Annotated in this window: 14 protein-coding genes; 13 read left to right on the top strand and 1 reads right to left on the bottom strand. The window is 67.1% G+C overall.

What is annotated here, in order from left to right; all coding sequences use genetic code 11:
* The first annotated feature begins 5 nt into the window (after positions 1-5).
* The 9 genes from E7773_RS12235 to E7773_RS12195 all read left to right on the top strand — a co-directional run bounded on the left by E7773_RS12235 (position 6) and on the right by E7773_RS12195 (position 9,506).
* Entirely contained in the window at positions 6-620 is a 615-nt protein-coding gene (locus E7773_RS12235; protein ID WP_293991642.1) for an NADH-quinone oxidoreductase subunit J, read from the top strand.
* Entirely contained in the window at positions 617-922 is a 306-nt protein-coding gene (nuoK, locus tag E7773_RS12230) for an NADH-quinone oxidoreductase subunit NuoK (protein ID WP_293991639.1), read from the top strand. The genes E7773_RS12235 and nuoK overlap by 4 nt, the downstream gene beginning before the upstream one ends.
* A gap of 4 nt (positions 923-926) precedes the next feature.
* Positions 927-3,014, top strand: coding sequence for an NADH-quinone oxidoreductase subunit L (gene nuoL, locus E7773_RS12225; protein ID WP_293991637.1), 2,088 nt, complete (start codon positions 927-929; stop codon positions 3,012-3,014).
* Positions 3,011-4,543 (top strand): NADH-quinone oxidoreductase subunit M, encoded by a 1,533-nt coding sequence (locus E7773_RS12220; RefSeq protein WP_293991634.1) that lies wholly within the window; start codon positions 3,011-3,013, stop codon positions 4,541-4,543. The genes nuoL and E7773_RS12220 overlap by 4 nt, the downstream gene beginning before the upstream one ends.
* On the top strand, positions 4,543-5,991 hold the full coding sequence (gene nuoN, locus E7773_RS12215) for an NADH-quinone oxidoreductase subunit NuoN (protein WP_293991632.1): 1,449 nt from the start codon (positions 4,543-4,545) through the stop codon (positions 5,989-5,991). Before E7773_RS12220 ends, nuoN begins: the two co-directional genes overlap by 1 nt.
* A complete protein-coding gene (locus tag E7773_RS12210) occupies positions 5,958-6,695 on the top strand; it encodes a biotin--[acetyl-CoA-carboxylase] ligase (protein ID WP_293991629.1) in 738 nt (245 codons plus the stop codon). The genes nuoN and E7773_RS12210 overlap by 34 nt, the downstream gene beginning before the upstream one ends.
* A gap of 72 nt (positions 6,696-6,767) precedes the next feature.
* Entirely contained in the window at positions 6,768-7,547 is a 780-nt protein-coding gene (locus E7773_RS12205; protein WP_293991627.1) for a type III pantothenate kinase, read from the top strand.
* A gap of 44 nt (positions 7,548-7,591) precedes the next feature.
* Positions 7,592-9,232 (top strand): ribonuclease J, encoded by a 1,641-nt coding sequence (locus E7773_RS12200; RefSeq protein WP_293991624.1) that lies wholly within the window; start codon positions 7,592-7,594, stop codon positions 9,230-9,232.
* A gap of 4 nt (positions 9,233-9,236) precedes the next feature.
* The gene (locus E7773_RS12195) at positions 9,237-9,506 is read left to right on the top strand and encodes a DUF1467 family protein (protein ID WP_293991622.1); all 270 of its coding nucleotides are present in this window, start codon (positions 9,237-9,239) and stop codon (positions 9,504-9,506) included.
* Here the strand turns inward: E7773_RS12195 and E7773_RS12190 are convergent.
* A complete protein-coding gene (locus E7773_RS12190; protein WP_293991619.1) occupies positions 9,503-11,245 on the bottom strand; it encodes a hypothetical protein in 1,743 nt (580 codons plus the stop codon). The two genes, E7773_RS12195 and E7773_RS12190, sit on opposite strands and share 4 nt — an antisense overlap.
* Before the next feature lie 114 nt (positions 11,246-11,359).
* Here E7773_RS12190 and E7773_RS12185 point away from each other — a divergent pair, with 114 nt between their 5' ends.
* The 4 genes from E7773_RS12185 to E7773_RS12170 are packed head-to-tail and all read left to right on the top strand — an operon-like array spanning position 11,360 to position 15,331.
* Positions 11,360-11,650 carry an Hpt domain-containing protein gene (locus E7773_RS12185; protein ID WP_293991615.1) on the top strand — a complete coding sequence of 97 codons (291 nt, stop codon included), beginning with the start codon at positions 11,360-11,362 and terminating at the stop codon, positions 11,648-11,650.
* A 40-nt stretch (positions 11,651-11,690) separates the two neighbouring features.
* A complete protein-coding gene (locus tag E7773_RS12180; protein ID WP_293991612.1) occupies positions 11,691-12,869 on the top strand; it encodes a hypothetical protein in 1,179 nt (392 codons plus the stop codon).
* A 48-nt stretch (positions 12,870-12,917) separates the two neighbouring features.
* On the top strand, positions 12,918-13,985 hold the full coding sequence (locus E7773_RS12175) for a DUF2336 domain-containing protein (RefSeq protein WP_293991610.1): 1,068 nt from the start codon (positions 12,918-12,920) through the stop codon (positions 13,983-13,985).
* Entirely contained in the window at positions 13,982-15,331 is a 1,350-nt protein-coding gene (locus tag E7773_RS12170) for a HAMP domain-containing sensor histidine kinase (RefSeq protein ID WP_293991607.1), read from the top strand. Before E7773_RS12175 ends, E7773_RS12170 begins: the two co-directional genes overlap by 4 nt.
* Positions 15,332-15,476 lie beyond the last annotated feature (145 nt).

Genomic DNA, 15,476 nt, shown 5'->3' with positions numbered 1-15,476 from the left:
ATTCCGTGATCCAGGCAATCGCCTTTTACCTGTTCGCCGCGATGGTGCTCCTGTCCGGAGCGCTGACCATCACGTCGCGCAATCCGGTGCACAGCGTGCTGTGGCTGATCATGGCGTTCTTCAACGCCGCGGGGCTGATGCTGCTGGTCGGCGCCGAGTTCATCGCGATGCTGCTGGTGATCGTCTACGTCGGCGCGGTCGCGGTGCTGTTCCTGTTCGTCGTGATGATGCTCGACATCGATTTCGCCGAGTTGCGCGCGGGGTTCGCGCGCTATGCGGCGATCGGGCTCGCTTTCGCGGTGGCGCTGGCGTGCGAGATCTTCATCGCGGTCGGCGCGTGGGGCGCCGGCGGGCTGAAACTCGACCAGCGTGTCGCGCCGATGCCCACCGACCATACGTCGAATATCCAGGCGATCGGCCAGCTGCTCTATTCGCGTTATCTGTACGTGTTCGAAGGCGCGGGCCTCGTGCTGCTCGTCGCGATGATCGGGGCGATCGTGCTGACGCATCGTGCGCGCGGCGGGGTGAAGGGCCAGAAGATCAGTCGCCAGGTCGCGCGCCGTCCGCAGGACGCCACGCGCAACACGCAGCCGCCGGTCGGGCAGGGGGTGGAGCTGTGATCGGGCTGACGCATTATCTCGTCGTGGCGGCGATCCTGTTTGGTATGGGGGTGATGGGGCTGATCGCGAACCGCAAGAATTTGATCATCATGCTGATGGCGATCGAGTTGATCCTGCTCGCGGTGAACCTCAACCTCGTCGCCTTCTCGGCGTATCTGCACGATCTGGTCGGCCAGGTGTTCGCGATGTTCGTGCTGACCGTCGCGGCGGGTGAGGCGGCGATCGGGCTCGCCATTCTGGTGATCTATTTCCGCGGGCGGGGGACGATTTCGGTCGACGATCCCAGCCGGATGAAGGGGTGAGCGCGTGATCCAGCTCATCGTCTTCCTGCCGCTGCTCGCGGCGATCGTCGCGGGCCTCGGCAATCGCGCGATCGGCAACGTGCCGGCCAAGCTCGTCACGACCGGCGCGCTGTTCGCATCGTGCGCGCTCAGCTGGCCGATCTTCATCCATTATCTCGGCGGGGCGGACGCGACCGTCGCGCCGGTGTTCGAATGGATGAAATCGGGCGACCTCGACGTCGCCTGGGCTTTACGCGTCGACAGCCTGACCGCGGTGATGCTAGTGGTCGTCACCAGCGTCTCGGCGCTCGTCCACCTCTATAGCTGGGGCTATATGGACGAGGATCCGGACCAGCCGCGGTTCTTCGCCTATCTCTCGCTGTTCACCTTCGCGATGTTGATGCTCGTGACCGCGAACAATCTGGTCCAGATGTTCTTCGGCTGGGAAGGCGTGGGGCTCGCGAGCTATTTGCTGATCGGGTTCTGGTTCAAGAAGCCCAGCGCCAACGCGGCCGCGATCAAGGCGTTCGTGGTCAACCGCGTCGGCGACCTGGGCTTCATGCTCGGCATCTTCGGCACCTTCCTGGTGTTCGGCACCGTCTCGATCCCACAGATCCTGCACGACGCGCCGAACATGGCCGGGTCGACGATCGGATTCCTCGGCTACCGTTTCGATACGATGACGGTGCTGTGCCTGTGTCTGTTCGTCGGCGCGATGGGCAAGTCGGCGCAGCTCGGCCTGCACACCTGGTTGCCCGACGCGATGGAGGGCCCGACCCCGGTCTCCGCGCTGATCCACGCCGCGACGATGGTCACCGCGGGCGTGTTCATGGTGTGCCGTCTGTCGCCGATGTTCGAAACGAGCGAAGTCGCGCTGAACTTCATCGTGTTCATCGGCGCCGCGACGTGCATCTTCGCCGCTACGATCGGCACGTGCCAGAACGACATCAAGCGCGTGATCGCCTATTCGACCTGTTCGCAGCTCGGCTATATGTTCTTCGCGGCGGGCAGCGGTGCGTATGGCGCAGCGATGTTTCACCTGTTCACGCACGCCTTCTTCAAGGCGCTGTTGTTCCTCGGCGCGGGCTCGGTGATCCATGCGATGCACCACGAGCAGGACATGCGGTTCTACGGCGGGCTTCGTAAGCAGATTCCGATCACCTTCTGGGTGATGCTGCTCGGTACGCTGGCGATTACCGGTGTGGGCATTCCCGGTATCTTCGGCCTGCCGCAGATCGGGTTCGCCGGGTTCCATTCGAAGGACGGCATCCTCGAACTGGCCTATGCGTCGGGGCGCGGTAGCGGGGCGTTCTGGGTCGGCGTGCTCGCGGCGCTGCTGACCAGTTTCTATTCGTGGCGGCTGATGTTCCTGACCTTCTGGGGCAAGCCGCGCTGGGCGCGGTCGGAGCATATCCAGCATGCGCTGCACGACGCGCACGGCCACGGTCATGACGACGAGACTCACGGCCATAGCGACGCGGCAGCCGAAGGCGCGGGCAGCGACCCGCACGCTGGCCAGAGCGGTGCGCCCGAGATCCCGACGGGCACCGGCGGCTATCACCCACACGAAAGCCCGCCGTCGATGCTCGTGCCGCTGATCCTGCTAGCGACCGGCGCGGTGTTCGCCGGGTTCGTGTTCCACGGCTGGTTCATCGAGCCCAACGCTGGCGAGCATTACTGGCGCGGCGCGATCGCGTTCGACGAGCACCTCTATCACGCCGCACACCTGGTGCCGGTGGGGATCAAGCTGTCGGCGACGATCGTGATGCTGCTCGGGCTGTGGGGGGCGTGGCTGGCCTATATCCGCCGCCCCGACATCCCCGCGCGCTTCACCGCGACGTTCCGCTATCTGTATCGCTTCGTGTACAACAAGTGGTATTTCGACGAGCTCTACGACTTGCTCTTGGTCCGCCCCGCGTTCGCGATCGGGCGACTGTTCTGGAAGGGTGGTGACGAGGGCACGATCGATCGGTTCGGCCCCAACGGGTCGGCGTGGATCGTCGGCCTCGGCAGTCGTGTCGCCGGCCGCGCCCAATCGGGATATCTCTATACCTATGCCTTTGTCATGCTGATCGGCCTGACCGCCGCCGTTACCTGGGCGATCACGCGATGAGCGGCTTCCCGATCCTGAGCGTGATGCTCGCGGTGCCGGCGTTCGCGGCGGTAGCGTGCCTGTTCCTCAGCGCGAGCAACGCGCGCTGGCTCGCGCTGGCGGCGACACTGGTCGACCTTGCGTTCGGCGTGGTGCTGTGGAGCAGTTTCCAGATCGGCGGTCCGCAATGGCAGTTCGTCGAGAACGTGCCGCTGTTCGGCAGCTTCGGCTGGTCGCTCGGCATCGACGGCTTCGCGCTCCTCCTGATCGAGCTGTCGGTGTTCCTCATGCCGATCTGCATCGGCGCGAGCTGGACCGCGATCGAAAAACGCGTGCCCGAATATATGGCCGCCTTCCTGCTGACCGAATTGCTGATGATCGGCACCTTCGCCGCGCAGGACCTGTTCCTGTTCTACATCTTCTTCGAAGGCGGCCTGATCCCGATGTTTCTGATCATCGGCATCTGGGGCGGCGCGAACCGGATCTACGCGAGCTACAAATTCTTCCTCTACACGCTGCTCGGATCGGTGCTGATGCTGATCGCGATGCTGTGGATGGCGCAGCAGGCGGGGACGACGTACATCCCGACGCTGCTCAACCACGACTTCCCGGTCTGGGCGCAGACGTGGTTGTGGCTCGCCTTCTTCGCGTCGTTCGCGGTCAAGATGCCGATGTGGCCGGTCCATACCTGGCTGCCCGACGCGCACGTGCAAGCGCCGACTGCGGGGTCGGTGATCCTGGCCGGCGTGCTGTTGAAGCTCGGCGGGTACGGCTTCCTGCGTTTCTCGGTGCCGATGTTCCCCGAAGCGTCGTCGAGCCTCGTCTGGCTGGTGTTCGGCCTGTCGGCCGTGGCGGTGATCTACACCAGCCTCGTCGCGCTGGTGCAATCCGACATGAAGAAGCTCATCGCCTATTCGTCGGTCGCGCACATGGCGATCGTGACGATCGGGCTGTTCGCCTTCAACCGCCAGGGGATCGAGGGCGGGATGATGGTGATGCTCGGCCATGGGCTGGTGTCGGGCGCGCTGTTCCTGTGCGTCGGCGTCATCTATGACCGGCTGCATACGCGCGAGATCGACCGCTACGGCGGGCTTGCGATCAATATGCCGCGCTATGCCTTGCTGTTCATGCTGTTCACGATGGCGTCGGTCGGCTTGCCCGGCACGAGCAACTTTGTCGGCGAGTTCCTCAGCCTCGCCGGCACGTACAAGGTGTCGACCACGATCACCTTGCTGTGCACCACCGGGATCATCCTCGGCGCGGCGTACATGCTCTATCTCTACCGCCGCGTCGTGTTCGGCGATCTGGTCAAGGACGACGTGCGCGCGATGCCCGATCTCAACTCGCGCGAACTCGCGCTACTCGTGCCGATCGCGGCGGCGGTGCTGTGGATGGGCGTGTACCCCGAAAGCTTCCTCGCGCCGATGCGCGGCGACGTGAAGATCCTGCTCGACCGGGTCGACCGCGCCAAGCCCGCGGGTGACGCGGCACCGACCCCGGGCAAGCCGCTCACGGTTTCCGGGCCCGCCAAGACGGCGGAGGCGAAGTGATGGACTGGTCCACCGCGCTTCAGGCCACGATGCCCGAACTCGTTCTGTCGGTCGGCGCGCTGGCGCTGATGCTGGTCGCGGCATGGGGCGGGCAACGATCGACGCGGATGGTGAGCTGGACCGCCATCGCGGTGCTGATCGGCGCGGGCATTTCGCTCGCCGGGCCGGCGTCCTACGCCGGTGTCGTTTTCGACGGCCTCTATCGCGCCGACGCCTTCGCGGCATTCGCCAAGGTGCTGATCTACGTCGCCGCAGCGGTGTCGATCGTCATCGCGCCACGCTTTTTCGCGCGCGGCGACGGCGACGGTCTGCATCCCGAATATCCCGTGCTGATCCTGCTCGCGGTCGCGGGCATGGGGATGATGGTGTCGGCGGGCGATATGCTGACGCTGTACGTCGGGCTCGAGCTCAACAGCCTCGCGGCCTACGTGCTTGCCAGCTTCATGCGGCGCGACCAGCGCTCGGCGGAAGCGGGTCTCAAATATTTCGTCCTCGGCGCGCTGGCGAGCGGCATCCTGCTCTACGGCATTTCGCTGGTATACGGGTTCAGCGGTACGACGCTGTTTCCCGGCATCGCTACGGCTTACGCCGCCAGCCACTCGCTAGGCCTGACCTTCGGGCTGGTGTTCGTGTTCGCCGGCCTCGCGTTCAAGATGTCGGCGGTGCCGTTCCACATGTGGACACCCGATGTGTACGAAGGCGCACCGACGCCGGTGACGACCTTCTTCGCCTCGGCGCCCAAGGTGGCGGCGGTGGCGCTGGGCGTGCGGGTCGCGATCGACGCGATGGGCCCGGCGATCGCCGACTGGCGGCAGATCGTGATCTTCGCCAGCCTCGCCTCGATCATCTTCGGCGCGGTCGCCGCGATCGGGCAGCGCAACATCAAGCGGCTGCTCGCCTATTCGTCGATCAACAATGTCGGCTTCCTGCTCGTCGGGTTGGCCGCAGGGACGCAGGCGGGCGTGTCGTCGGTGCTGCTGTACCTCCTAATCTATGTCGCGATGACGCTCGGCAGCTTCCTCGTCGTGCTCCAGATGCGCGACGCCAACGGCGATCCGGTCGAGAGCATTGACAGCATGGCGGGCCTGTCGGTGACGCGTCCCGGCCTGGCCGCGGCGATGGCGATCTTCATGTTCAGCTTGGCGGGAATTCCGCCGTTGCTCGGATTCTTCGCCAAGCTGGCGGTGTTCCAGGCGGCGGTGCAGGCGGGGTTGTTCCCGCTGGCGGTGGCTGGCTTCGTCGGATCGGTGATCGGCGCCTATTATTATCTGCGCGTCATCAAGGTGATGTATTTCGACGCGGCCGCGCCGGCGTATCAGCGGAGCCGCGACACGGCGGTCGAATATGCGATCCTCACCGTCATGGCGCTATTTATCTCGCCGGTCGGCTGGTTCGCGCTAAAGCCGATCGGCGTGTGGACGGCGGCGGCGGCAAAGGCGCTGTTCTGAGCCACGCGATCCGAACGGTTGCGGAAACCGGGTCGACCAACGCCGACATAATCGCGCTCGCCGCGACGGGGCTGGAGGAGGGAGTGTGGCTGCGCGCCGAGCGCCAGACCAGCGGTCGTGGACGACAGGGCAGGGCGTGGGTATCCGATACCGGCAATCTCTACGCGAGCACGCTGGTACGGCCCAGACCGAGCGATCCGCCCGCGGCGACCCTCGCTCTGGTCGCGGCGGTCGCGCTGGAGGAGGCGGTCGGCGCTTACATCATGGGCGCGGCGGTGCTCAAATGGCCCAACGACCTGCTGATCGACGGCGCGAAGCTGTCGGGTATCTTGCTCGAACGCGCGGGCGAGGCGGTGGTGATCGGGTTCGGGGTCAATCTGGCGCACCACCCGACCGATACCGACCGCGTCGCGACCAGTCTGGCGGCGTACGATGTCGCGGTTGATCCTGTGGATTTCATCGAGACGCTGGCCGATGCGTTCGGTCGCTGGGTCGAGCGCTGGCGCGGCGAGGGGATCGACGTCGTGCGGCGCCGCTGGATGACCCGCGCGCATTCGATCGGCGCGGCGCTGACCGCGCGCTTGCCTGACGGATCGGCGATCGACGGACTGTTCGACGGGCTCGACTCCGACGGTGCCCTCATCCTGCGCTTGGCGGACGGCACGCGACGTGTCATTCACGCCGGCGACGTGTTCCTGCTGTAGTTTTTGTGGTCGCATCGTTTAGCAGAAAACCGGTTCCCACTTTTCTGCACGATGCTCTGAGAAGGCAAATCCATGCTGCTCGCGATCGATGCCGGCAACACCAATGTCGTTTTCGCGCTGCTCGATGGCCGCGCGATCAAAGGCCGCTGGCGCATCGCGACCGACCCGCGCCGCACCGCCGACGAATATGCGGTGTGGCTTAGCCAGTTGCTCAGCCTCGAAGGGTACGACCGCAGCGACGTGACCGGCGTGATCGTATCCACGGTGGTGCCGCGCGCGACGCACAACCTTCAGGTGCTCGCCGACAAATATTTCAAGACGAATGCGCTGATCGCCGGGCAGCCGCCGGTCGAATACGGCATGGCGATCGACGTGGCGGAACCGCAGAGCCTGGGCGCCGACCGCGCGGTCAACGCGATCGCGGCGCACGCGCTTCACGAAGGCGATCTGATCGTGATCGATTTCGGCACCGCGACGACGGTCGACTGGATCGATTATCGAGGGAGTTACAAGGGCGGGATCATCGCGCCGGGGATCAACCTGTCGCTCGACGCGCTCGTCGCAGCCGCCGCCAAGCTGCCGCGGATTGGGATCGAAGCGCCCGCCGACCCCACCGTGATCGGCCGCGACACCGTCAGCCAGATGCAGATCGGCATCTATTGGGGCTATATCGCGATGATCGAAGGGCTGGTCGCGCGGATGAAGGCGGAGGTCGGCCGTCCGGTGACCGTGGTGTCGACCGGCGGGCTGGCGGTTCTTTTCGAGAAGAACAGCCCCATATTCGATGCGATTGAGCCCGATCTGACGATTCAGGGGCTCGCGATGATGTGGGAACGTGCCCACGCGAACTGATGCGCGGCCGGGCGCCGCGCCAACGAATTTTTGAAAGTGACTAAGTGATACCGAAAAACGAACTGCTTTTCCTTGCGCTCGGCGGATCGGGCGAGATCGGAATGAACGTCAACCTGTACGGTTGTCAGGGCAAATGGCTGATGGTCGATATGGGCGTGACCTTCGCCGACCCGGCCTATCCCGGCGTCGATCTGATCCTGCCCGACCTGCAATTCATCGAGGAACAGCGCGATAACCTGCTCGGCATCGTGCTGACGCATGGGCACGAGGATCATATCGGCGCGCTGCCATACCTCGCCGACGATCTTGGCGTGCCGCTCTACGCGACGCGCTTCACCGCCGGGCTGATCCGCGGGAAGCTGGAAGAAGAAGGCGTCGCCAACCGGGTGAAGCTCAACGTGATCAAGCCCGGCGAGCGCGTCGATCTGGCGCCATTCGGCGTCACCTTCGTCCCGCTCGCGCATTCGATCCCCGAAGCGAGTGCGCTACTGATCGATACGCCGTACGGGCGTGTGTTCCACACCGGCGACTGGAAACTCGACGACAGCAACGCTGTGCTCGGCAAGCCATCGACGCCGGAGCAGCTGTCGGCGATCGGTGATGAAGGTGTGCTCGCGCTGGTGTGTGACTCCACCAACGTGTTCAATCCGGAGCCGTCTGGGTCCGAAGCGAGCGTGCGCGACGGGCTGATCGAGGCGGTCGGCAAGGCGAAGGGGCGGGTGGTCGTCACAACCTTCGCGTCGAACGCCGCACGGTTGCAGACGCTGGGTGAGGTGGCGAAGAAGACCGGGCGGCGGATCTGCGTCACCGGGCGCTCGCTCGACCGCATCCTGACGGTGGCGCGCTCGACCGGCTATCTCAAGAATTTCCCGGAGCCGGTCGATCCTGACGCCGCGATGGCGATGCCGGGCCGCGACGTGCTGGTCGTGGCGACCGGCGGGCAGGGCGAGCCGCGCGCCGCGCTCGGCCGGATCGCGGAGGGCACGCACCCGATCAAGCTGGCGGCGGGCGACACCGTGATCTTTTCGTCGAAGCAGATACCCGGCAACGAGCTTGCGATCGGCCGCATCCAGAACCAGCTCGCCGCCAAGGGCGTCGAGATGGTCACCGAGCGGCAGGAGCATGTCCACGTCTCCGGCCATCCGGGCCGTCCCGAACTCGAGGCGATGTACCGCTGGATCCGGCCGGAACTGCTCGTGCCCGTCCACGGCGAGATGCGCCATATGATGGAACAGGCGCGGTTTGGCCTATCGCAGGGTGTTCCACGCGCGCTGGTCCAGACCGACGGCGACATCGTCCGGCTGGCGCCGGGCGAGCCGGAGAAGGTCGGGCATGCCCCGGTCGGGCGGCTGATGCTCGACGGCGACGTCATCCTGCCCGCCGACGGCGCGACGATGAACGAGCGCCGCCGCCTCGCAAGCTTCGGCCAGATGTCGGTCGCGGTGGCGATCGACGGCAATTACCGGCTGGTCGGAACGCCCGAGGTTCGGCTGCAGGGCGTGCCGGTCGAGGAGGACAAGGAGGCGTTTCTCGACGAAGCATGCGACGCCGCGGAAGACGCGGTGCGCAAGCACAAGGGCGACCTCGAAAATCTGCGAGAATCGCTGCGGCTCGCGGTGCGCCGCGTCGCGACCAAATGGACCGGCAAGAAGCCCGTCGTCGACGTGCTGATCATCGAGGCCTGACGCGATGCGCTGGACCTCGCTGCTCGCGATCTACTTCCTGTTTTGGTCGTTCTCGGTCTTCCTCGTCCTGCCGTTCGGCGTCCGCACGACGCACGAGGCGGGGGGTGAGTACGTCCCCGGCCAGGCCGAAAGCGCGCCGCACGTCTTCGATGTACGGCGAATCGCAATCCGCGTGACGATCGTCGCGACGATCCTCTGGGCGCTGTTCGTGGCGAATTACGAATTCGGCTGGATCACGCCGAAGATGCTCGACCTGTTCGGCCGGCTCGATTAGGCGCGCAGCCGCTCGATCGCCTGGGCGAGCGCGACGTAGAGCTTGCCCATATCCGACGATAGCAAGGTGACGCCGATCGGCGCGCTGTCGCGCTGCGCGAGCACCGCGCGGAGCATCGCTTCGAAATCGTGGATGTAGCGGTTGATCTGATCGCGCAGCGTGTCGTCGTTTTCGTACGCCTGCACGATTGCGCGCATGTCGCCGGTATCGAGCAGCTTGACCGCGCGGCGGGTGAAGGCGCCGCGATCGCCCTTGAGATACGCGGCCCATGACGTGTCGGGCACGTCGCTTGCGTAGATCGCGGCGAGATCGATCGACGCCGAGTTGAGCGATTCGATCAGCGTCGATACGCGCCGCGCAAAGCCGTCCGCTTCGCTGGTATCGGCGAGCCGCGCCTCGATGTGCCCCGACGCGTCGGCGATCGCGACCATCTGCTGGTTGAGCTTGTCCGATGCTTCGGCGGCGGACGCCGCGGCGACGGTTTGCGCCTCGGCGATGGCGGCGAGGCTCTTTTCGAGCGCTTCCTTGCCCGCTTCCTCGATCGCGGCGCTCGCCTCGGGGACGATCCGCTCGATCGCTTCGCGCGCATGGTCGGCGGCGGCGTTGGCGGTGTCGCGGATCCGCATCAGGCTTTCGAGCAATTGCGGCGCCGCCTCGCCAGCGAAGCGTTGCGCGGCACCGCTGCTGTCCTCGATCGACCGCGCCATCGCATCGACTTGCGCCTGGCCGGTGTTGAGCACATCCGCGACATGGTTCACCACCGCCTCGATCGCCGCGATTCGCTCGGCGAGCGCCGTCGCGCTGTCGGTCGCAGTGCGGTCGAGCGACGCCTGGTTGGCCGACAGCATCGCCGCCATCGCGTCGCCCTGCGCGGTGATCCCCTTGCGCGCCTCGTCGACCGCGCTCGCGGTGCGATCGAGCAGGCCGTCGACCGTCTCGGACATGGTTGCGGTGACGCTTTCCAGCCGGGCGCCGGCGGTCTCACTGGTCGCTTCCATCCGCGCGATATTGGCGGCGAGGCGTTCGGCGGCACCGCTGGTGATCGCATCCGCTTCCTTGCCACGCTCGCCGAGCGCGACGAGTTGCGCATCGAGTGCAGCGGCGCGTTCGCTCGCGGTCAGCCCGGTCGCTTCGATCTTCGCGCCGAGCGCCTCGGTTTCGGCATGTGCCTTGGGCAGGGTGGCCAACAGGACGTTGAGCTTGTCCTCCGCCGTCCGTGCCGCTGCGTCGAGTCCTGCGGCCTGTGTCCCGGCCTGGGAAATCTGCTCCGCCATGCCGCTCGCCGCCGCCATCATCGACGTGATCTGGTCGCCCAGCATCAGCCGGTTGGCCTCGATCGTCTTGGCCATCGCGGCGATGACGGTCTGAAGGTGGTCGGCTTCGGCGCGCATCGACCGCGCGGTGGCGTTGAAGCGTTGCGCCTCGGCCTTGCTCGACCGAAGCGCGATGAGCCACAGCACGCCGATCCACGCGGGCGGCGCGGCGAGTGCGGCGGCGAATTGCGCCAAGACCATGGGTTGCGGATTGGCGAGCACCGACGGCCCGGCGTACCAGATGATGAAGCCCACCCATGCCGCCGCGAGCAGGAACGCGACCGCGCCGAATACCTTACCCCAAATACTGGGCGGCGATTCATATTGGTCGAGTTCGAGCGGCTCCTCGGCCGTTTCAGCCGGCGTCGCTTCGGTGAAATCCACGTGTTCCGCGACTGGCGATGTGGCGAAATCCACGTCGCTCACGCGCAGATCGACGATAGTTGAACCCCCGCTCATCGCTCACGTTTACCATGAAATCATGCAGATCAAAGCGATTACGCAACGATCCGTTAAAGCCGTGGCGGTTAGGACACGGTCATGGCCTATGATCCCGGAGCAATCGACGCGACCTTGGCGGCAGCCGTCGGCGACGAACCAGCATTGATCGCGGAGCTGCGCGTGGCGTTCGTCGACAGCGCGGAGCGCGCGATCGCGACGATCGAAAATGCCGCCGACGCCGCCGGCTGGGCGCTCGGCGCGGCGCGATTGAAGGGGCTGGCGGCGAGTTTCGGGGCGGTGCGGTTGATGGCGCTGGCGTCGGACGCCGCGTGCATGCCGCACGATGCCGCGATGCTGCGCAAGCTCAAGCAGGCGGTCGCGCGCCTCTAACCTTTTGCGTTGAGCGACATCACGCCGTAACAGCGCGGCCATGCTTGCGGGGCTCCTGTTCGCGACGGCCGATGCGTCCGATCGCCACGATACGCTCGCGGCGACACTGCCGATCGGCGGAGTCACGCTGATCGAGTTTCAGGCGCGGTTGCTGATCGCGGCGGGGGCATCGCAGATCGTCGTCGTGGTGTCGCGGCTGACCCCCGAATTGCTCGGCGCGATCAACCGCATGGGCAAGCGCGGAGTCGCGGTCGATTCGGTGCGCAACCCCAGCGAAGCGATCGCCAAGCTCCACCCGCTGGCGCGCGTCGTGTGGCTCGCCGACGGGCTGGTCACGACCGGCGGCGTGGTGGAGGCGATGCGTGAACGCAAGTCCGACACCTTGCTGGTCGCGGCGGAGGGCGACGAGCTCGAGCGGATCGAGCCGGGCGTGGTGTGGGCGGGCGTCGCGACGATCGACCCGCAACGCATCGCCGAGGTCGCGAAATTGCCGAGCGATTACGATTTCGCCTCGTCGCTGTTGCGCGTCACGGCGCAGCACGGCGCCGACCGCGTCGCATTGCCCGAAGCGGCGGTACGCGACGGGCACGGCATTCAGCGCGATTCGCGGGCGCTGGTGGCAAAGGGTCGCGCGACGCTGGTGGCGGCGATCGGCGCGCGGCCGAATTGGGTCGACCGCTTCCTGATCGCGCCGCTCGCACGTGTCGCGCTGCCGCCGCTGGTCGCGCGCGGGGTGCCGGCGGTGATGCTCGCCGTGGGCGGCGTCGCGGTGGGCGTGGCCGGGCTGGCGGGCGTGATGATGGGCTGGGCAGCACCCGGCCTCGCGGCGGTGATCGTTGCGCTCGGCCTGTTCGCGCTCAGCGACGTGCTCGCGTGGCTGCGCGACGAACGACGGCTGATCGCCGCGGTGAAGTGGCTGGCCCCAGGCAGCATCGTCCTCGCCACCTTGCTGTTCGGGCGCCAGGCGGGACTCGACGCAGGAACCGCGACGGTACCGTTGCTCGCGTTGGGGACGGTGATTGCCGGCGCCTTGGCGGAGCGCGCGGCAGGTGCGGTGCAACGACAATTGTGGTGGGCGACGCCGCCGGCCTATCTCCTGATCCTGCTCCCCGCGGCGATCGCGGGGCAGCCGCTGGTCGGGCTGGCGGCGGCGGCGGGATATGCGGTGGCGACGCTGGGGCACGCGATCGAACGGCTGCGCACGCGGATCGCCGGCTGAAGCATCTGGCTAACCGCAATTTAACGACGCGCCGTGTATGGATTTCCCATGTCGATCGACCGAGGCGACATTGACGACGGCGCTCGCCGCAGCGCCAGTCAGCTGCTCGCGCGCGCGGCGGCCTCGCTGGGTCGCGCCGATCGCCGATTGGCGCATGCGATCGACGATTTCTTCGTGCCCGACGACGACCGGCTCGACGACCGGACGCGCGCGGTACTGGCGGGTACGCTGAGTGCAATGATCGTCGCGGTCGAAAACGAGATGCGTCGCCACGTCGCGCAGACGCTGACGGCGGCGGGCGATGGCGACCGGGCGCGCTGGCTGAGCGAAGGCGAGCCGGTGGACGAGCGGCTGGCTGCTGCGGGTGTCCTGCGTGATCCCGACCTGATGCGCGAGCTGATCGCGCGGACGCGGCAGGATCTGCTCGCCGATGGCTTGCTATCCGGCTCTCTCGACGAGAGCGGGGCCAGTCTGCTCACGCGCTTGACCGCGAGCGCCGATGGCCATGTTGCCGCCGCCGCACTGGCGCTGATGACCGCGGAAGGACGACGCCGCACCTTTCTCGACACCGGGCGCCTGACCCACACCGAATTGCCTGCGGAGTTGCATCACCGGCTGGTATGGTGGGTGGCGGCCGCGATCCGCGAGCAGCTGACCGGTGCCGAGGCCGACCGTGCGCTGGCCGAGGCCGCGCTATGGGCGCTCGGCGCGCATGACGAGGGAGACCGAGTCGAGGGCGCGGCGACGCGTCTTGCCGCGGTGATCGACGCGCAGCCGGGGGAGCTGGCGGCACTCCTCACCCACGCGCTGGGCGACCGCAACGTCGCACTGTTCATCGCGCTGCTAGCGTTGCCGCTTCGTCTCGATTTCGCGGTCGCGCGGCACATCGTCGTGACCGGCGGCGACCCTTTATGGCTGGCGCTGCGCGCGCTCGATCTCGACCGCGCGACGATCGCACAGATCGGGCTTGCGCTGAGCGACGACGTCGAGGCGTTCGCCGACCAACTCGATGCGATTGCAGCGGTAACGGTCGCTGAGGCACGCGCCGCCTTGGCGCCGCTCGCGCTGCCGGCCGATTTTCGTGCGGCGATCGCCGTCTTGGCGGCAGCGCGATGAACGACGCGGCGGTCCCGGGCCTGGTCGATCGCGACGGCCGCCTGGTCGAGGCGGGCGGTCCCCTCGACGAGCTCAACCGGCGCGCCGGGGGTGCGATCGGGCAGCCCTTTGTCGTCCCGCAGATCGCGGTGCTGGCGCGGCTGGCGCAGCGGCTCGGGATCCCCGTGTCGCGGCACGCCGTGGTCGCCGATGGGCCCGACGAGGTCGAATTGTGGGTCGTCGCCACGCCAGTCGATGCCGGGGTCGCGCTCGCGATCAGCGGTTGGCGCGCACGAGCACCGTGGACGCCGCCCGCCGACACCGCGCGGCGCGAGCGCGACTTGCTGGTGCAGGGCGCCGACTGGTCGTGGGAGACCGACGCGACGCTCCACCTGACCGCGATCGGTGCCGACGCCGCGCGGCAGGGGATCGAGCCGTCGGGGCTGCTCGGCAAGCCGCTCGATGCGCTGATGACGCCCAAGCCCGATGAGCACGGCGCGATGCCGATGTTCGCCGTGTTGCTCGCGCATGGCGCGTTCGACGACCAGCCCGCGATGATCCGCTCGACCGGCGCCACGGTCATGCTGTCGGCGCGGCCGCGGCTCGACACCGCGGGCAAGTTCGCCGGCTATACCGGATCGGCGCGCGCCGTCGCGACGCCGTCCCCCGTCACGGCCGCCACCGACACGCTGACCGACGAATTCGGCGCGCGGCTCGACCGCGCGCTGCGTGCGCCGCTCGGGCGGATCATCGCCAATGCCGACAGCATCAATGCGCAGACCGATGGCCCGATCCGGCAGGATTATGTAGACTACGCCGCCGACATCGCCAGCGCCGGGCGGCACCTGATGGGACTGGTCGACGATCTGGTCGACCTGCAGGCGATCGAGCGGCCGGATTTCGCGGTCGCCGCCGAGCCGATCGACCTCGCCGATGTCGGCCGCCGCGCCGCCGGACTGCTGAGCGTGCGCGCGAGCGAACGCGGGGTGCGGATCGACAAGCCGCAAGACAGCGACGCCGCGCCCGCGACCGGCGAGTTCAAGCGCGTGCTGCAAATCTTGGTCAATCTGATCGGCAATGCGGTGCGCTATTCGCCCGACGGCGGGATGGTGTGGGTGCGCACGCATCGCGACCGCGGCGCGGTGGTGATCATCGTCGCCGATCAGGGCAAGGGCATCGCGCCCGAGGACCAGGCGCGCATCTTCGAGAAATTCGAGCGCGTCGACCCGACCGAGCCGGGCGGGAGCGGCCTCGGCCTCTACATCGCACGGCGGCTGGCGCGCGCGATGGGCGGCGACCTGAGCGTCGATTCGGCGCCGGGCGAGGGGGCTCGGTTCATGCTGAGCTTGCCGGGACGGAATGCCTGAAAAATAGGCAAAGTTGACACTAAGTTTACACTAGCAAGGTGGTTAGCCGCCCGGCTTCCGCGGTCTGCGTTGACGCGAAGACCAGCCGCTCGGTCCGATGACCGTGAGGAAGAAGGTAGTGCTGCATGACGCTACGATGTCATGC

The sequence above is a fragment of the Sphingomonas sp. genome, assembly GCF_004799495.1.
Taxonomy (GTDB): domain Bacteria; phylum Pseudomonadota; class Alphaproteobacteria; order Sphingomonadales; family Sphingomonadaceae; genus Sphingomonas.
The sequence above is the reverse complement of the archived record's forward strand: the minus strand, read 5'-3'. Positions and strand labels throughout refer to the sequence as shown.